A 17,798-nucleotide genomic window follows, 5' to 3' on the forward strand; every position below is an offset into this window, starting at 1 on the left:
GTCGGGTACGCGCGCGCCACCATCCGTGAGATCGCCCGGGCTGCGAACATCACCAGCGCCAGCCTCTACAACTACTTTCCGAACAAGGCGGAGCTGATCAACGCCGCGATAGCGGCGCGCACGGACGTCGCGTTGCCGCGGCTGCGAGCCGCCGCCGCGGGTTCCGGCGGCGTGGTCGAGCGCATCGCGGCGGTGCTGGACGAGGCGAGCCGGCTGATGCGCGAGCATCCGCATCTGGCCGCATTCGATCGCGCGGTCCGCGCGGAAAGCGACGAGCACCCGGGCCGCGGCCGACCGGAGTACCCCGGGCTGAAAGCGTTGCGCGACACCGTCGCCGAGATCATCGGGGACGCCCGGGCCCGAGGCGCGCTGCCCGCCGACACGGAGGTGCGGGCCGCGGTCGACGCCATCTACGCGCTGACTCGCGGGCTGACGGAGCGGGCGGCCAGTCTGGGCCCGGAGGCTTACGCGGCCACGCTCGCCTCCGCCAAGGACTTGGTCAGGGGGACGCTTTTCGTGCGCGCGGCCGGTGTACGGCGATGAGCCTGCTCACCGCCCTGCGGTTGAACATGACCAACATCGCCGATCCCACGGCGCGCCAGGCCGGCCGTTACCAGGCGGCGCTGGACATGGCCGAGTTCGCCGATCAACGTGGACTCACCGCCATCAGCGCGGAAGAACATCACCTGGCCGCCACGAGTTGGCTACCGTCACCGCTGATTTTGGCGGCCGCCATCGCCGGACGGACTCGCACCGTGCGCATCAGCATCAACGCGCTGATCGTCCCGCTCTATGAACCGATCCGGTTGGCCGAGGACATCGCCGTGCTGGACAACATCAGCCAGGGCCGGTTCAGTTTCGTGGCCGGCATGGGTTACCGGCCCGAGGAATATCGCGCCGCCGGCAAGGAGTGGGCGCGACGGGCGGAGTTGATGGACCGCTGCTTGACGGTTTTGCTCAAGGCGTGGAGCGATGAGCCTTTCCATCACGACGGGCTGCTGGTCCACGTCACACCGAAGCCGCACACCCGTCCCCATCCGGTGTTCTTCGTCGGCGGCATGAGTGCCGCGGCGGCTCGGCGCGCGGCGCGCTTCGGACTTCCCTTCTCGCCGCCGATGGCCATGCCCGAAGTGGAAGCGGTCTATGAGCGGGAGCTGCGCGACCGCGGCAGGACGGGTTTCGTCTATCACCCCGAGAGCGGCAGCAGGGTGACGCTGTTGCACGCGGACCCCGACGAAGCCTGGTCTTGTTACGGCGCTTTCATCATGAACGAGGCCGCCGAGTACAGCGGCTGGAAGCGCCCGGGGGTTCCGCGGCCCAACGAAGCCGGCGCCACCTCGATCGAGGACCTGCGCCGGCTCAACCATGTCGAGATCCTCACCCCCGCCCAGCTGGTCGATCAGATCCGCGCCGGGAGAAGAGAGGTCGTGATGAACCCCCTCATGGGTGGCCTACCGATCGACGCGGGATGGGCAAGCCTGCACTTGCTGACGGATGACGTTCTGCCCCACGTCTGACGCCCACCGCCGCAAGCGAATCGCCCAAGGTCCACAGCGCGACCCCGATCAGCACCAAGTCCTTGAGCAGGAATTGACCGGGCTTCGCCGAGAGCACGGGAAGGCCCGCGGAATGGGTGGCGACCACCCCGGGCGTGGTGAACAAGAAACTCAGCGTCCCCAAGAACAGCACCACCGCCAGCGCGCTGCCGGCCGCCGACGCGCGTGGCCATACCGGCCGCAACGCAATGAGCAGCGCCGCACCGATTTCCATCGTGCCCAGCCCTCGCGCGACCGTGGTTGCGCTGAACACGTCGTACATCCAGCTCATCAGCGGGCTGTGTTCGATGAGCACGCGAGCTTCCATTTTCACGTACTTCCCGAAGCCGATCCATGCCAACACGACGACCAGGCCGTAGCGGCTGATGAGCTGCCCGCACCGGGTCAGCCGTTGCGCCAACGGTTTTGAACTTGGCTGGCTTTCGGTCACGTACTGAGCACGAACTCGCGCATCCCCGGGTTCACTTGAGGCAGTTCAGGGCCTCGACGATGTCGGCGACCTCGGTGCGGGTGGTGTAATCGGGATGGACGTCGATCCACCGGATCGTCCCGGCACGGTCGACGATCGTCACGGTCGGCATCGGCAACCCGTAGGTCCCGTCGGCATTGGCTTCCCGGAGCTCGAGGCCCAGGCGGCGCTGCGCGGCCTGGGAGTCTTCCGACGGCGCGGTGAGTACGCCCAGCCCCGCCGCTACCTGATTGCCCGGGTCGGACAACACGGTGAAGCTCAACGCGTTCATCTGCTGCGACGACAACGAGCCGTCGGGCCTTTGCGGGCTGATGGCCACCAGCGCGACATCACGCTGCGCCAGCAGCGGCACCAGGTGCTCCTGGTAGGCGCGCAGGGTCAGGTTGCAGTAGGGGCACCATGCGCCGCGGTAGAGCACGACCACCGCACCGCGTCCACCGATGCTCTCGGCCAGGGTGGTGGGTTCGCCGCGCACGTCGAGGAGTTGCCCGTCAGGCATAGGGGTGCCGGTCGCGGCGACGCCGGACGGCACGCCACCGTCCCGCAGCCGCGCCTGCTCGGCACCGAAGGTGTCAGCGACGTCCTGGGGCAGCTGGCCTGCCATCTCCTGCTGGAATCGCGCGACCCGCTCGGCGATGGTCGAGTGATTGGTGTCGGCGGTACTGGTCATGAGGTCCTCACCCTTCGCATGCATGCCGGCCTGGCGCACAACGACTTCCGGCATCGATTCGTAGACGTTTGCGGTCAGCATGCGGAACGCAAAATGGAGTGTCAACTCCAAAACGAGTAGAGTGCGGTGGTCGCTCCGCGGAAAGGGGACTCCATGGCGCCGGTCCCGTACGAGAAATTGACCACGAAGGGCCGCGCGACCCGCGCGCGGATCGTGGCCGCCGCTTCGGAGTTGATGCTGCGGCGCGGCGTCGCGCGCACGACCATCGAAGACATCCAGGAAGCCGCGTCCATCAGCACCTCGCAGATGTACCACTACTTCGCCGACAAGAGCGACCTCGTCGCCGCCGTCATCGACTTTCAGACCGACCGCGTCCTCGGCGTGCAGCACCTCGGCCTCGACCGCATTCACAGCATCGAGGACCTGCGCCGCTGGCGCGACATCATGGTGAACCTGGTGCAGAGCCTGGGTTGCGCCGGCGGCTGCCCCATCGGCTCGATGGCCAACGAGCTGTCCGAAGCGGATCCGGTCGCACGCGCCCAGCTCGCCCGGTCATTCGCCCAGTGGGAGAACATGATTCACGACGGCCTGGTCGCAATCTCCGCACGCGGCGAGCTGGCCGAAGGAACGGACATCGAGCGCGTCGCATTGGCCATGCTCGCCGGCATTCAGGGTGGGTTGCTGCTCAGCCAGGTGCGTCGCGACACCGCGCCGCTGGAAGCTGCGGTGGACACGATGATCGAACACCTGAGGCGCCTCGGCATGCGCTGAGGTCTCGCGCCCTTATCCGTCGTAACGATCCCGCAACCGGGCCAGCGTCGCCTCGATACCCGCGGCGTTCGCCTTCTTCGCGCCGATCAGGGTGTAGTAGTTCAGCGCGTTCTTGATCGCACCGGCGTCGCGATAGTCGAACGTCTCGGTGACCCGTGTCCGGCTCGGTGACAGCGACTCGAACTCCCACCGCCAGCGGTGGCCCAACGGGTGACGCCATTCGACCAATTCGTCCGGGTTCAGGGCGGTCACCGTGCTGGTGATGCGGTACGGCAGGCCGTACATCCTCATTTTGGTCGAAAACCTCGACCCGACAGCCAGTTTCGCGGGCGCCTTGATGTTGTCACGCACCGTCCCCGAACCGTCGAGTTCGCTGTGCCGCCGGGGATCGACTGCCATCGCGTACAGCTCGGCGGCCGGTGCGGCCACCTCGACCGACCGGCTCACCTGCCGCGGTCCCGCGTCGACAACGGTGACGTCCACGATGCTTCCCTCCGGTGAGCTGGTAAAGCGAACTCGACGCTACGCTTCGCCGGGGTCATCAGAAAGGACGTCGACAACCGATGAGCCAGTCTTTGCCGGGAAAGGTAGCGCTGATCACCGGCGCCGCGCGGGGGCAGGGCCGGGCGCATGCCGTACGCCTGGCCGCCGAGGGCGCCGACATCATCGCGGTCGACATCGCCGGGCCGTTGCCGCCGAGCGTCCCCTACGATTCGCCCACCCCCGACGATCTGGCCGAGACGGCGCGGCAGGTCAGCGCCGAGGGCAAACGGGTCATCACCGCGCCCGTCGACATCCGCGATCTGGACGCCCTCAAAGGCGCCGTCGATCGGGCGGTCGGCGAACTGGGCCGCCTCGACATCATCGTGGCCAACGCCGGAATCTGCAGCCCCGCGCCCTGGGACCAGATCACAGCAGAGGCGTTTCGCGACACCATCGATACCAATGTGACCGGCACCTGGAATACGGTGATGGCCGGCGCCCCCCACATCATCGACGGCGGTCGCGGAGGATCGATCATCCTGATCGGGTCGGCGGCCGGCATCAACATGCAGTCGTTCATGATCCACTACACGGCCAGCAAGCATGCCGTCGTCGGGATGGCGCGCGCATTCGCCGCCGAGCTGGGCCGGCACAACATTCGGGTCAACAGCCTCAACCCCGGCGCGGTCGCGACGCCGATGGGTACCGGTCGCATGCGCGAGGCGCTGCAGGCGGCCGCCGACACCTACCCGCATCTGCGCGGCCTGCACAAGCCGCTGCTTCCCGAGGGAATCGCGCAGCCCGAGGACATCGCCGACGCCGTCGCCTGGCTGGCCTCCGACCAGTCCCGGTTGGTCACGGCCACCCAGCTGTCCGTCGACATCGGCGTTGGCTACGTCTGATCCCGGCCCGGACCCATCCCGGCCGCGCCTTCGACACCGTCGACCAGGCACAATGGTGGAGTCCTCGTCGCCTCGGCCGGGTCCGGGTCTTTCCTGACGCCCCTTTGCCCCGGCGGCCCCGCGGGGGAATACCGCGGGGAGATGCGCGCGTTGCGGCGAGGCATACCCCGCCCGGGTACGAGGAAGGAAGACCATGGTCACGAGCGAATACCGCGTGGACGGGATGAGCTGCGCCCACTGCGAGGCGGCGGTCAAGGGCGAGGTCGGTCGCCTCCCGGGCGTGGAGCGCGTGGACGTCAGCGCCGACACCGGCAGGCTGGTGATCACGAGTTCTGTTCCCATCGACGCGGCGGCGGTCCTCGGCGCGGTCGACGAGGCGGGCTACGAGGCCGTCTTGGTGGCATGAGCGCGACGCCGGTGACCCATATCGAGCTGGAGATCGCGGGAATGACGTGCGCGTCGTGCGCCGCCCGGATCGAGAAGAAGCTGAACAGGCTCGACGGTGTCGCCGCGACCGTCAACTACGCCACGGAAAAGGCCGCGCTCACCGTCCCGTCGGGGTATGACCCGCAGCTGTTGATCACCGCCGTCGAACAAGCCGGATACACCGCCGCGCTGCCCCAGCGGCGGGAGGAACCCGTTCCCGGCAAGTCCAGAGACCCCGAGCTCGGCTCGCTTCGGGTCCGCCTGATCACCGTGAGCGTGCTCGCCGGCCCGGTAATCGCCATGGCGATGATCCCCGGCCTGCAATTCCGCTACTGGCAGTGGGCGTCGCTGGTCCTGGCCGCACCGGTCGTCGTGTGGGGCGGTCGTCCCTTCCACGCCGCCGCCTGGGCCAACCTCCGGCACGGCGCCGCCACCATGGACACCCTCGTCTCGATCGGGACGTTGTCGGCGTTCCTGTGGTCGCTGTATGCGCTGTTCCTGGGCACGGCGGGAGCGCCCGGCATGCGCGACGGCTTCGAGCTCACCGCCCGGGCCGCCGGCGGAGCGGGCAACATCTACCTGGAAGTCGCCGCGGGAGTGACGCTGTTCGTCCTGGCCGGGCGGTACTTCGAACAGCGCTCCAGGCGGACGGCGGGCGCCGCGCTGCGCGCCCTGCTCGAGCTGGGCGCCAAGGACGTGGCGGTGCTGCGCGACGGCGCCGAGATCCGCATCCCCGTGGACCACCTGGCGGTCGGGGACGAGTTCGTGGTGCGGCCCGGAGAGAAGGTCGCCACCGACGGGATCGTGATCTCGGGTTCCTCGGCGGTGGACGCCTCGATGCTCACCGGCGAATCCGTCCCCGTCGAGGTCGGCGAGGGCGACGCCGTCACGGGCGCCACCGTCAACGCCGGCGGCCGCCTCGTCGTGCGGGCCACCCGGGTCGGCGACGACACCCAGCTCGCCCACATGGCCAAGCTGGTCGAGGAGGCCCAGTCGGGTAAGGCCGAGGTGCAACGGCTCGCCGACCGCATCTCCGGCGTGTTCGTCCCCGTGGTCATCGGCATCGCCCTGGTGACCCTCGCCGCCTGGCTCGCGCTGGGCTCCCCACCCGCCGCGGCCCTGACCGCGGCCGTCGCGGTGCTCATCATTGCCTGCCCCTGCGCGCTGGGCCTGGCCACGCCGACCGCCCTGCTCGTCGGTACGGGCCGCGCGGCTCAGCTCGGCCTGCTGATCAAAGGGCCCGAGGTGCTGGAGTCCACCCGCCTGGTCGACACCATCGTGCTCGACAAGACCGGCACCGTCACCACCGGCAAGATGACGCTGGTCGACGTGATCAGCGGGCCGGGAACCGACCGCCAGACGGTCCTTCGTTACGCCGGGGCTCTCGAGGACGCCTCCGAACACCCCATCGCGCAGGCCATCGCCAGGGCGGCCAAGGCCGAGCTGCGCGCCCTGCCCGCACCCGAAAGCTTCGCCAGCCTGGAGGGCAGCGGCGTGCGGGGCGTCGTCGACGGCCACAGCGTCGTGGTCGGCCGCGCCGGCCTGCTGACCGAGCGGGGTGAGCCCCTGGACGCCGCGTTGTCGGCGGGCAAGGCGCGGGCCGAGGCAGAGGGCAAGACCGCGGTCGCCGTCGGCTGGGACGGCCGCGCCCGCGGTGTCCTGGTCGTCGCGGACACGGTCAAACCCACCAGCGCCGAAGCGGTCCGGCAGTTCAAGCGGCTTGGCCTCACCCCGATCCTGCTGACCGGTGACAACGGGACCGTCGCCGACCACATCGCCGGCCAGGTCGGTATCGGAGAGGTCATTTCCGACACGATGCCCGCCGACAAGGTCGCCGCCGTCAAGCGGCTGCAGTCCGAAGGCAAGGTCGTGGCCATGGTCGGCGACGGCGTCAACGATGCCGCGGCGCTGGCGGCCGCCGACCTCGGAGTGGCCATGGGCACCGGCACCGACGTCGCGATCCAGGCCGCCGACCTCACCGTGGCGCGCGGCGACCTGCGCGCCGCCGTGGACGCCATCCGGTTGTCGCGGCGGACGCTGACCACCATCAAGGCCAACCTGTTCTGGGCATTCGGCTACAACATCGCCGCCATCCCGCTCGCCGCGCTCGGCCTGCTGAATCCGATGCTGGCGGGCGCGGCGATGGCGTTTTCCAGCTTTTTCGTCGTCGCCAACAGCCTGCGGCTGCGCTCGTTCACCAGCGTGGCGAACGCGTAGAACGCCGCGCCCACACGCCGCGACGGCGGCCGGGCGGGTGGGGCTGGTGTGGGATAGTTGTCTTCGACCCACCGCGTTCGAAATGACCACGGGTCCGCCCCCGCGCAGCGATCGACTCAGCAAAGGCAACGACCGTTGGACCAATTCTTCGGACGACTGTCCTTGCTGCATGGCTGGTTCCCGCCGGCCGTGCAGGCACTGACGTTGCTGGTGCTGATCATCGCGATCCAGTGGCGTGCGCGACCCTGGCTCAAGCGGGTGCTGCCCGTGGCCCTGATCGCGGCCGTCGCGGTGACCGCGCTCGCGTATTGGTACATCACGTCGATCGGCGTGGCCGGCGACCCGGCGCCGACGGCGCTGTGGGTCTGGATCGCGCTGACCGGCCTGGCCGCCGCGGTGGTGCTGGTGGGCTGGCCGGGGGCACGCTGGTGGCGCCGTGCGCTGGCGGCGCTGTCCATACCCCTGTGCGTGCTGTGTGCCGGGCTGGCCCTGAACGGGTGGGTGGGCTACTTCCCCACCGCGTTGGCCGCGTGGAATCAGCTGACCTCGGGACCGTTGCCCAACGAGGTCGACCGGCTGCGGGTCACCGAGATGCAGGTCGCCGGCACCAGGCCCAGCAAGGGCGTGGTGGTGCCGGTGAACATCGACGACAACGCCTCGCACTTCCCCCACCGCCGGGAACTGGTCTATCTGCCCCCCGCGTGGTTCAACAGCAATCCGCCGCCTCGGCTGCCGGCGGTCATGATGATCAGCTCCGCCTTCAACACCCCGGGCGACTGGCTGGGCCCCGGCGGGGCCTTCACCGCGATCGACAACTTCGCCGCCGCCCACCACGGATTCTCCCCGGTCCTGGTGTTCGTCGATCCCACCGGTTCGTTCGACAACGACACCGAGTGCGTCAACGGCAGCCGGGGCAACGCCGCCGACCACCTGACCAAGGACATCGTGCCGTTCGTCGTGTCGAACTTCGGCGTCAGCGCCGACCGCGCCAACTGGGGCGTCGCGGGATGGTCGATGGGCGGCACCTGCGCGGTTGACCTTGCCGTCATGCATCCGGAGCTGTTCAGCGCGTTCGTCGACATCGCCGGTGACCGCAGCCCCAATGTCGGCCCGAGGGACCAGACGATCGCCAAGTTGTTCGGCGGCGACCACACCGCCTGGGCCGCGTTCGACCCGCTTACCGTGATCGCGCGGCATGGTCGCTACACCGGACTGTCGGGCTGGTTCGACGTCCCGGGGTCGTCGGAGCCGCGCGACGTGGCCGAGGAAGCCAACAGCACCGCGGGAGCTCCCGCCACCGACCCGGCTGCCAACCCGGAAGGGCAGGACGCCGCCGCCAACGCGCTGTGCGCCGCCGCCAGCGCCAACGGCATCACCTGCGCGGTGGTCAGTCAGCCGGGCAAGCACGACTGGCCGTTCGCCGCGCAGGCGTTCACCGCGGCGCTGCCCTGGCTGGCATCGACGCTGGGCACACCCGACGCCGAACCGGTGCCGCTGCCCCCTTACCACGGCGAATCACGCTAGTTAACAAAATTCACAGCTGACCCACCCGTAACGCCTCCGACATATTCGCCCTGCTAGTGGTACGGTTCGCTGCTGATGGTTGCGATGTTCCGCATGACGGGCGACCCCTACGCGGGTCCGCTCGGTGTCCACCGCGCCGCGATCCACGTCGAGCCCGCCCCGCCCCGCGCCCCGAGATGAACCGCCGTCAGTTCCTGGGTTCGCTCGCCGCGTCGGTTGTCGCCGGCGTGGGCGCCGCCCGGCTGGTGGTCGACCCACAGCCCCGGACGTTCGCCCAAGTGCCGCCGGATTCCGTCGCGGTGTCCGGCCCCGCCGCCCCGACGGCCCTGTTGCCGCCCCCACCGCCCGACGCCCGCATCCCGCTGCCCGGCGGCGGCGCATTGATGAAGATCCCCGGCGAGGGCGATCTGCTGGCACTGACGGTCGACGACGGCGTCAACAGCGAGGTGGTGCGCGCGTACACGCAGTTCGCCAAGGACACCGGTGTGCGGTTGACGTACTTCGTCAACGGCACCTACGACTCCTGGACCGAGAACAAGGAGATGCTTCGTCCCCTCGTCGACAGCGGGCAGATCCAGCTCGGCAACCACACCTGGTCTCACCCCGACCTGACGACGCTCCCCAAAGACCAGATCGCCCAACAGCTCTCCCGTAACGACGAATTCCTCAAGAAGACCTACGGGATCGGCGCGAAGCCGTACTGGCGCCCGCCGTACGCGAAGCGCAACGCCGCCGTCGACGCCGTCGCGGCCGACCTCGGGTACACGGTGCCGACGTTATGGTCGGGATCGCTGTCGGATTCGACGTTGATCACCGAGGACTACATCGTGCAGATGGCCGACCAGTACTTCACCCCCCAGGCCATCGTCATCGGGCACCTCAACCACCTGCCCGTCACGCACGTCTATCCCCAACTCGTCGACTTCATCCGCGAGCGCAACCTGCGCACCGTCACGCTCAACGACGTGTTCTTGAAGACGCCGTAAGGTCGGGGGATACCGGCGAGGCGCTCATCAAGCGTGGCATGAAGGTGCCCCCCGATCGCGCTCTTGCGCGCAGATCGGCGACCGATCGCCACGAGCTGAGAAAAGCCGCGGCGGCTCTGCACCTGGCCGAGGTTTGGGAGGGCGCGTGGATGCGCCCCGATAACCTTGATCCACAACGGTTTCCGATATTCACGGCCGTCAGGTACCGGCAGTGCACGCGCTTTCACGGCCCCGCCACGGGCATCATGACCGACAGGGTGCGATGGCTGTTTTCCCTCGACGAGTGGGCCGACGAGCCAGGGCCTGTCGATCGCCGTGGTCCGCCACCTTCCCGGGTAACTCAGCTGCAAGCACCGAACAGCGTCTTACGTCGAGAATCGCTTGCCTCAGCGCACGTTGAAGCCCAAAGTGCGGTTCACTCGGCCCCTACGATGGTTCTTATGGTTAGTGCAGCCGACATGCCCAGCGACAGTGACCTTCCCGACGTCCCCAACGACAGCGACCTACCCGACGTCCCCAACGACAGCGACCTACCCGACGTCCCCAACGACAACGACCTACCCGACGTCCCCAACGACAACGACCTACCCGACGTCCCCAACGATGGGTGAGTCCCTCCCGTCGCTCCGCCGTCGTTAGCGGATCTCAACGGCGCTGTGCGGTATGGCGAAGCTTTGATGTCACCGACCCGCTCGACGGATGAGCCAAGGCCGCACCTGGATCCCGGGGGGATGACCGCGGAGGTGAAATCAATCAACTCCCCAACGGGCACAGTCAGTTCACAAACGTTGGCATCAATGCGGTACGTCGGCGCACCGCCACAGGCTCATCGCGGCAAGTTACTGATCCGCGAGCAAGCGCCTCAACGCCCAGCTGCGCACTGACGTGGGGTCAACGATTGAGATTGACGACGAATTCTTGCACTCTGTATGGATAGTCGCCCGGGCACCACTGACTCACCAAAATGAGCGCCTGGTCCAGGGTGGAGCCGGGAACGATGTAGCCGCCGTAGTTGTTCGGAACTGAGATCGGGTCCGCAACGACCGTCATGGGTGTGCGCCCCGCCAATACTTGCGTCACGTCGTCAGCCACCCGAACTTCGGTACACCCTGTCCTCGCGTTAAACCCGGACAGCACGAACTTTTCTTCGATGATGCGCAGGCTTAACTCGCCGAATATGTCGCCGCTCAGGGGTTCCGGGTCGACATCCCACTGCCATATGCCGTCTTTCTTACCCCAGGCCCACCACATGTTCCGGTCCTCGAAGTGCTCCGCATGGCAGTGGTAGAGGCGCACGGTGTGGTCACGCGCGAACCCGTCGGCGACGATGTACACCCAACCGTCGGGCGCTTGGCACCCGCTGATCTGGGTTTGATTGCCGCCCTCCCAGCCGGCATCCCTCAAGGACCCGGGAACAGTCGGCCAGTATCCCCTGTTTGGGTCGATTCGTACCAGACGCGAATCAATCGGAATGAGATCGTCCACTGTCCTCGTTATCAAGGCGTAGTCGATGCCGAACACCTGGACCGTACCGGCCGGCAGTTGACTGCCTCCTGGCGGCCAACCTTCGGCGTAGAGGCTGCACCAGCCAAAAGAATGGTCGAATTCGACTTTGCCCCCAAGTGTGCCCGGCTTGACATGCAGGCCCAGCGATGGGCTCCAATCTCCCTCCCTACAACGGTTTCCCGTGAACGTATCGCCCGCCAGAGCAACCTGGCCACCGGGTGATATCTCGCACAGGTCGGTGGCCCCCGCGCCGAGCCAGCCGGTAGGTCCGTCGGACCCGGCGACTATCCCCAGATTGATCTTGTCACCTCGTACCGGCTGTGGCAGCTCGGGCAACGCCCTCGCGGCGAGAGCCGCCCTGGCCTTGATAGGCGGTGCGAGGGGCGCCGTTGACCGCCGGGGTGTCAAGTTTGACTTCGGTACTGGTGGTGGGCGCTTGGCCGCGCGTTGCCCTGTCGCGCTCTTCGATCCGTTGCCGGTGTGACGCGCTGGTGGTGGGTGTTTGGCCGCAGCTCGCTCGGTGGTGCTCTTCGATCCGTCGCCGGTGTGTCGTGATGATGCGACCTTCTTGGCTGTCTTTTCCGCCATGATGGTCCCTCCCTAGATCTGTCACTCAAATGGCATGCGTCAATCGAAGAACCACAACTGCAGGAGGGCTAGAGCCTTATGTCACCGCTGCTCGGTGGAAGCCGCTTCGAAGGCACATCCGGCTACCCGTCGTCGAGAAGTGGGTAAATCTCCCGAATCTGCTGTGTGCCGCAAGCGGGTAAACCTACTCAAAACGTCCAGCTTTTGTCCGGGCCTACGACGAAGCCGTGCCGTTGCGCAGTCGTGTCGCCGTGGTTCTGCCGAAAGTCTCTGATCAGCATGCACGCGACGACAACGCCTTGCACACCGCAGGTGATCTGATCGCCGCCCATCAGATATCCCCCCGCACCCAAGATCACCTTCTCGCTCGATGCCAAGGGCTTCCCGTTCAGCTGGTCGGCGCCGGGCGAGGAGTTCTGGTCGAAGTACGCCTGATAGTCCCCCGCGTAGACGTGGTTTGCTGGGTGATCGAGGCCTGGCATCTCTCCAAAGCAGGCCGCTGCCGTACTTCCACGGTTGCTCCACATCGCGCACTGCAAGCCCATAGGGCTGGTAAACGTTGCAAGGGGATAGAGGCGCGACACATCGTGGTCCCGGGACACGTCAGTGAACCCATCCAAGTCGGGAAAGCCCGGCGGTGGCGGAGACACAGCCGCAGTCTGCAGGGACGTGGGAGCTCCGGGTTGGACCGACGTGGACGTACTACGTGCCGGCTCCGACGTCTTCGCCGGAGCCATTACAGGTGCTGAACTTCCAGCGGGCTTCACCACGAGACGCACGACGACCACGACGATGGTGGCCACGACTGCCGCGACAGCCAGGACGAGCATGACCCGCCGCCAGCTAACGGTATGTGCCCTCACGGCCCCTCCGAGACAAATGACCGATTGCAGAAGCCTACGTCAGGGCGAGCACCTGAACGGCGCCGGCGACTTCGGGCCTCGTCGAAATCGCTTCCGCTGGTCCGGGCCACCGCGGAATCGTCGCGCAGCAGGTGTCACGCGGTATGTCGAGCGATCCCGCTCTCCCCATCCAGAGCGTTGACGCAACTCCTCGGTGCTGCCGCTGCGCTTATCCTGCAAAGATGCGCGACTTCTTGTTGGCCGCCTTTCCCTCTAATTGCGGATGCTGATTGTATCCGTTTTCCGCGAGAAGATAATTGAGTCTCGTAACCAACTGTTGGAGAGTGATGTCGTAATCAGCCTCCCGAATAGTCTCCAGCGCGTAATAGGACATTGCACCGTGGTATGCCCCGTTGATCAGTGCATCATTCGAATATTCTTTGTCGGTGCAGCCGCTCAGCAAGACGTCCTTCATTGAAGATTCTGGGTACTTTGTCCGTGCCTTCGGCGTTGCCTTCCATGGGTTTTGCAAGACCGCCCTGCCCATCAGCGCCGGACTCAGAAACCTCACGCGGCGGTCATCGGGTGTGGTCAAACCGGGAATTATCTCGGACACCGCAGCGCGCGTGACCGTGCCGGAAAAGCAAGAATCCGAAATTACCGTCAGGCGCACGCCTTCCGCCAGCTTGCCAAACAGTTCGCGCAGCTCATCATCGACAATGAGATTGTCTGGGATGTCATACGGGCATAGAGCCTCGTCATATTTTTCCTCGTCACCGCTGGTGTCTGCGACATACGTCCCGTGTGACGCATTGGTGAATACCAACACGTCTCCCGGCTTTGCCTTCGTCACCATGGTTTCGAGGTGCGCCATGATATTGGCCTTGGTAGCGTCCGCGTCGAGCAGCAGCTTCACATCGTCTTGAGCGAAACCGTAATGCTCAACGAGCAAACCCGCCCAGCCTTTGGCATCGTTCACACATCCATTCAAATCACTACCTTCGTAGGGGTAATCGTTGATCCCTACGCAGAGAGCTTTCTTCACCATCCGGATCCTCTCCTCTCGATGCGTCAACCAGCCGTCATGGGTTTTCGATTGCTCTCCGATCACGGACCCCCTACTACGGCGAACACCGGCTGCCCGGAGTGCAATCTCGTCAGGCAGTCGATATCCTTTCGTGCCTTGTCGGAAGCCACCGGAGCAGCGCCGAACCGGTCTTTTGTTGCCCGAAATATGCGCAATGCCAGACATGTTCGTCCTTCGCAAACGACACTGTTCGTTCGCGAGGGATCGGGAAGCCGAGCGCGGTGCCCGCGTCATAGACCCCGCCGGCGGGTACAACGATGTCGTTTGGGGCTAAGCCGAACACGAGGTCGGCGATGCCGTCTGGCACACGCACGAGCTTGAGCAGGCCACCAACGGGCTCGAAGTCTGCATCGATGGCATAGCCGACGAAGGGGGGAAAAGGCTTTGCGCCGAGCGCGCTTAACCAACCACTCGCCGGGTCCATTGCGTGCAAACCGGGAAGAGACCCAATTCCGTTGCAACCGATAATTTTCACGATAGTAAGAACACCGTCCAAGATGTCGGCCACCACCGACAGCGGGCCGTCGGGCGCAAGGTTGAGCAAGGTCGAGAGCCTGTCGACGAACTGGCTGTGCCGTTCGACGTTGGCCAGCGCGGTACCCGCATTTGGCACCCCAACATGCACAATCTTGTTGACATGCAATGGGAATGAGCCGTCATTTCCTGCACAGGCGATTGTTCGGGCCACCAAGCCGCCACGGCTGTGCGCGATAATGTCGACATCGAAACGCATGCCGGGCGGAATCAGACCCGCCAACGCGTCCACGTTCGCCAGCGGGTCCACCGATAGGGTTGGGTGGTCGTAGGCGAAGAGCCGGCCGCCATAGCGGTAGTTGAGCTGACCCCAGACGCCGCTGTCCAAGGCACCGAAGCCGCCCTGGCTGGTGCTGCACGTGCCATGTATGAACAGCAGGGCGGGACCGCTCGCAAGCCGATCCCAGGACTGCGCCTCCACCGGGGTGACCGTCGCGCAATCATCGGGACCGCTGAACAACCGTAGAGCAGCTTTGCGATGCGATTCTTCCCAGCTCTTGGCGAGATGCTCGGCCAACGCCTGTGCCCCGGCCGCCATTAGCGGAAAAACCAGCACCGACAAAAGCTTCTTCCCAATCATGTACACCAGGCCACGCTGTTCACCGGTCGCTGCGGTCGGGCCCGTGGTGACGGTATCGGCCGGTACCTCGAACCGTACGGTTCCAGGCACCGCACTTGTCTGTGCGAAATGCCAAGTGATAATGCCTTGCTCGTCAGCGAGCATCGCCACTTGAGGCTGCTCGGGGCCGATGTCGGGCACTTCGATACTCAACAATGGCCGCTCGTCGGGCCCGCGGCGAACAGGCGTCGCGGGGCCTATCACGGGTTGTGCGTTGATCTCGAGTGAGTGCATCGTGGTGAACTGCTGCCGCTCGAGGGCAGAGCTCAGTGCAGCGGTGGCGCGTTCCTCACCGGCGCGGGTGCCCAGCAACCTCGGCTCCAGCAGTTCCACGGTGCCCACAAGCCCCGGAGCCTGGACAAAAATCCCCGGGCCTAGTGCGATGCGGTCGGTGCTGCCGTTGAGATCGCTCATCGGGTAGTCCGCTGCAACCGAAGACCCGGGTTGCCGTAGAACACGTAGGCAAGCGCGGTCGCCGACTGCGAGTCCGGGGTGAAGCGCCGACGGATCTCGCGCATCGCTTCACCCACCGTTTGGCCGTCGACAAACGTGCGGCGGTAGAAGTCCACTGCGATTTCGCGAGCCTCGACATCGTCGACTTTCCACAGCGGTGCGATGAAGCCGCGTGCCCCCTCAGCAAGGAAAGCGCCAACCAGTCCGCCCAGATCGGACATCGTTTCACCGCCGACGCCCGCCTCACACGCGTTGAGAAACACGAAAGGCTGTTCCTGCTCTACGAGACGGAATCCGCGGATCTCGAAGGGATTCAACCGGTTTCCATTCGCCAGGACCAAGCCGGTGAATTGCGGGTTGTTGACGTCGGTCTGGCCATGTCCGGCGAAATGGATCACCGTCGGATGAAACGGTGCATCGCCGCGCTGCAAAGCACACTGCATCAGGGCCGTAACGTCCGTGTCGGAGACCTCCAACCGCAGAGCGGCGTAGGCCGCGGCGATGTCGTCACCCTCTTTCACGGCCATGGGCAGCTGAGCGACCCCCGGAGTGCCGTGGTAGTTGCCCACGATGACGGCCATCTCATCGGCCTCGATGACCGGCGCGGGCGGGGACGCGGGCAGTGAACCGGTTGCCTGGTAACTGGTGGGCGGGGTCCATCGGCTCACCTCCCATAGCTGACCCAGGGTGGCGCCCTCACAGTCGGGCAGCAGGTTATCGGGTTCACGCAGGCGCCGCCGGTCGACCCACGCGAGCTCCCACGGGACCCAATGTTCGGTCGTCGTGAATTGCAGCCGGGGCGGTTCGTTAGCGGCGCGCGCACGCTTCCATACCTCTTCGAATATCGGCCAGAATTCAGGCGTGATCGCATCGGCGATTTGGTCCCCGGCGCCATGCATCGTGGCTTCCAGCGACGGCCCCGGGGGAGTGCTAGGCACCTGCCTCATCAGTTGCACCGCGAACGACTGCGCCGAGTCGTTTCCCAGGGTGGTGGTCACCGCGTCGGGGCGCCCAATATCGGCGTAGGGGCAGTGGAATAGCCATTTCAGTTCTGGGTGACCCTGATTGCTGAAGATGTCCACCGTGAGATGTGGACCTTGCTGACCCGGCGCAGAACTGACAACTCCGCTGCCGCCGATCAACGCCGGCGTATCGGTCTCTTCGACCAAACCGGGCATCACCCGCACCTGCGCCCAGGTTCGGCCCACAACGGCTCCTTCGAATTCGTAACTCACCTCGAGGAAGCGTGGCGCGGCTTCCTTTATCGGGTCGGCCTGCACTGTGAACGTGACGCGCCGACTCTTCAGATCTTCTCGGTCGACGACGAGGGTTTGCTGTATGCCATCGGGGAAAGTGAAGCCGAACCCGGTGACTTGGATGACGAATTCGGGTTGCGTACCGGCGAGGACGATGACCGGAGTCGGTGGACCGTACACCGCCATCGACGGGGACGGTTCCTCCGAGAATCCAACCTTGAGGGCGAACCTCTGTCCCCCGCCGACCTGGCCGGGCGCGGTGACGTCAGGGTAGGCGCGGAAGAGGCTGGGCACTGATGGCGACCCGGTGGCACCGTGTTCTGTCGGCTGCGCCGATGAATCAGACTCGATCCCAACGGAATCCAGTCCTCGTACTTTAATATGGCCACGGGTGATCAGGGGGCCCGGTTCTTTCGCCGGTTCAGGAGCAAATGCCGGACCCCCCGTAGGGATCCCGCCGCGAGTCACCGGCGGCGCGTAACCCGGAGGCGGCCGCTGCTCGTTGGCTGGAGGCCAAGCCGCAGCCACATCTTCCCACCCACCATCCGGAAGGTCCCCGTCAGCGTTACCGTCAACCATGATTCCGATGACCTGGCGGCCCTCCAGCGCCACGCTGCCCGGCGGCACTGCACGGCTCAACTGACCCGCCCGCGCCGGTTGGTAGCGGCGGCTCAAATCGATCGCCGTTGCCACATCGCCAGCCGCGGTGGCATGCGATAGACGCTCGCGTAAGTCCCCCGCGCTGAGCAAGTAGTAAAGGACGTCGCCGTCGTACTCTCGTACGAGGACCACGCTGGCATGAATAGCGGCGTGCTTAAGCTGCTGAAGGCCCTGGCGCACGGTACTCGACGCGCTTATGACGATCGCCGGCGCGCAGTGCATAGATCCCCCTGGTGGTTCTCCCTCGAT

17 protein-coding genes are annotated in these 17,798 nt (G+C 66.1%); 9 read left to right on the forward strand and 8 right to left on the reverse strand.

Features of this window, described 5'->3' with window-relative positions; genetic code table 11:
• Together A5692_RS10960 and A5692_RS10965 are read left to right on the forward strand one after the other, a co-directional pair.
• On the forward strand, positions 1 to 543 hold a 543-nt coding region (locus A5692_RS10960; protein WP_197514422.1), incomplete at its 5' end, for a TetR/AcrR family transcriptional regulator.
• Positions 540 to 1,517 carry an LLM class flavin-dependent oxidoreductase gene (locus A5692_RS10965; RefSeq protein ID WP_068055675.1) on the forward strand — a complete coding sequence of 326 codons (978 nt, stop codon included), beginning with the start codon at positions 540 to 542 and terminating at the stop codon, positions 1,515 to 1,517. The genes A5692_RS10960 and A5692_RS10965, both read left to right, overlap by 4 nt.
• Here A5692_RS10965 and A5692_RS28195 read toward each other — a convergent pair.
• A complete protein-coding gene (locus A5692_RS28195) occupies positions 1,441 to 1,986 on the reverse strand; it encodes a DUF417 family protein (protein ID WP_082962577.1) in 546 nt (181 codons plus the stop codon). The two genes, A5692_RS10965 and A5692_RS28195, sit on opposite strands and share 77 nt — an antisense overlap.
• Positions 1,987 to 2,017: 31 nt before the next feature.
• Entirely contained in the window at positions 2,018 to 2,806 is a 789-nt protein-coding gene (locus tag A5692_RS10975) for a peroxiredoxin-like family protein (protein WP_231984289.1), read from the reverse strand.
• Positions 2,807 to 2,848: 42 nt separating this feature from the next.
• Between A5692_RS10975 and A5692_RS10980 the strand changes: the two genes are divergently transcribed.
• Positions 2,849 to 3,466, forward strand: coding sequence for a TetR/AcrR family transcriptional regulator (locus tag A5692_RS10980; RefSeq protein ID WP_068055678.1), 618 nt, complete (start codon positions 2,849 to 2,851; stop codon positions 3,464 to 3,466).
• A 12-nt stretch (positions 3,467 to 3,478) separates the two neighbouring features.
• On the opposite strand, the gene A5692_RS10985 is transcribed toward A5692_RS10980, so the two are convergent.
• Positions 3,479 to 3,949 (reverse strand): SRPBCC family protein, encoded by a 471-nt coding sequence (locus A5692_RS10985; RefSeq protein ID WP_068055680.1) that lies wholly within the window; start codon positions 3,947 to 3,949, stop codon positions 3,479 to 3,481.
• Between the two features lie 80 nt (positions 3,950 to 4,029).
• Between A5692_RS10985 and A5692_RS10990 the strand changes: the two genes are divergently transcribed.
• From A5692_RS10990 to A5692_RS29020, 6 genes are all read left to right on the forward strand, one after another.
• Positions 4,030 to 4,851: a mycofactocin-coupled SDR family oxidoreductase gene (locus A5692_RS10990; RefSeq protein WP_068055683.1), complete on the forward strand. Its 822-nt coding sequence runs from the start codon at positions 4,030 to 4,032 to the stop codon at positions 4,849 to 4,851.
• A 193-nt stretch (positions 4,852 to 5,044) separates the two neighbouring features.
• Entirely contained in the window at positions 5,045 to 5,257 is a 213-nt protein-coding gene (locus A5692_RS10995) for a heavy-metal-associated domain-containing protein (RefSeq protein ID WP_068055687.1), read from the forward strand.
• Complete coding sequence (locus A5692_RS11000; protein ID WP_068055690.1) at positions 5,254 to 7,494, forward strand: cation-translocating P-type ATPase; 2,241 nt, start codon at positions 5,254 to 5,256, stop codon at positions 7,492 to 7,494. Before A5692_RS10995 ends, A5692_RS11000 begins: the two co-directional genes overlap by 4 nt.
• Before the next feature lie 135 nt (positions 7,495 to 7,629).
• Entirely contained in the window at positions 7,630 to 9,018 is a 1,389-nt protein-coding gene (locus A5692_RS11005) for an alpha/beta hydrolase-fold protein (protein WP_068055693.1), read from the forward strand.
• 176 nt (positions 9,019 to 9,194) lie between these two features.
• Positions 9,195 to 10,004 (forward strand): polysaccharide deacetylase family protein, encoded by an 810-nt coding sequence (locus tag A5692_RS11010; protein WP_068055696.1) that lies wholly within the window; start codon positions 9,195 to 9,197, stop codon positions 10,002 to 10,004.
• Between the two features lie 440 nt (positions 10,005 to 10,444).
• Complete coding sequence (locus A5692_RS29020; protein WP_156766024.1) at positions 10,445 to 10,615, forward strand: hypothetical protein; 171 nt, start codon at positions 10,445 to 10,447, stop codon at positions 10,613 to 10,615.
• Positions 10,616 to 10,895: 280 nt separating this feature from the next.
• On the opposite strand, the gene A5692_RS11015 is transcribed toward A5692_RS29020, so the two are convergent.
• The 5 genes from A5692_RS11015 to A5692_RS11035 all read right to left on the reverse strand — a co-directional run bounded on the left by A5692_RS11015 (position 10,896) and on the right by A5692_RS11035 (position 17,771).
• Positions 10,896 to 11,846 carry a DUF4185 domain-containing protein gene (locus tag A5692_RS11015; protein WP_231984290.1) on the reverse strand — a complete coding sequence of 317 codons (951 nt, stop codon included), beginning with the start codon at positions 11,844 to 11,846 and terminating at the stop codon, positions 10,896 to 10,898.
• A 440-nt stretch (positions 11,847 to 12,286) separates the two neighbouring features.
• Positions 12,287 to 12,580, reverse strand: coding sequence for a hypothetical protein (locus A5692_RS11020; RefSeq protein WP_068055699.1), 294 nt, complete (start codon positions 12,578 to 12,580; stop codon positions 12,287 to 12,289).
• A 589-nt stretch (positions 12,581 to 13,169) separates the two neighbouring features.
• Positions 13,170 to 14,051: a caspase family protein gene (locus A5692_RS11025; protein ID WP_197514423.1), complete on the reverse strand. Its 882-nt coding sequence runs from the start codon at positions 14,049 to 14,051 to the stop codon at positions 13,170 to 13,172.
• 46 nt (positions 14,052 to 14,097) lie between these two features.
• Complete coding sequence (locus A5692_RS29435; RefSeq protein WP_068055702.1) at positions 14,098 to 15,594, reverse strand: hypothetical protein; 1,497 nt, start codon at positions 15,592 to 15,594, stop codon at positions 14,098 to 14,100.
• Positions 15,591 to 17,771 carry a CHAT domain-containing protein gene (locus tag A5692_RS11035; protein WP_082962582.1) on the reverse strand — a complete coding sequence of 727 codons (2,181 nt, stop codon included), beginning with the start codon at positions 17,769 to 17,771 and terminating at the stop codon, positions 15,591 to 15,593. Before A5692_RS11035 ends, A5692_RS29435 begins: the two co-directional genes overlap by 4 nt.
• Between the last annotated feature and the right edge of the window lie 27 nt (positions 17,772 to 17,798).

It is taken from the genome of Mycobacterium sp. E342 (assembly GCF_001667665.1).
In the GTDB taxonomy this organism is placed as follows: Bacteria; Actinomycetota; Actinomycetes; order Mycobacteriales; family Mycobacteriaceae; genus Mycobacterium.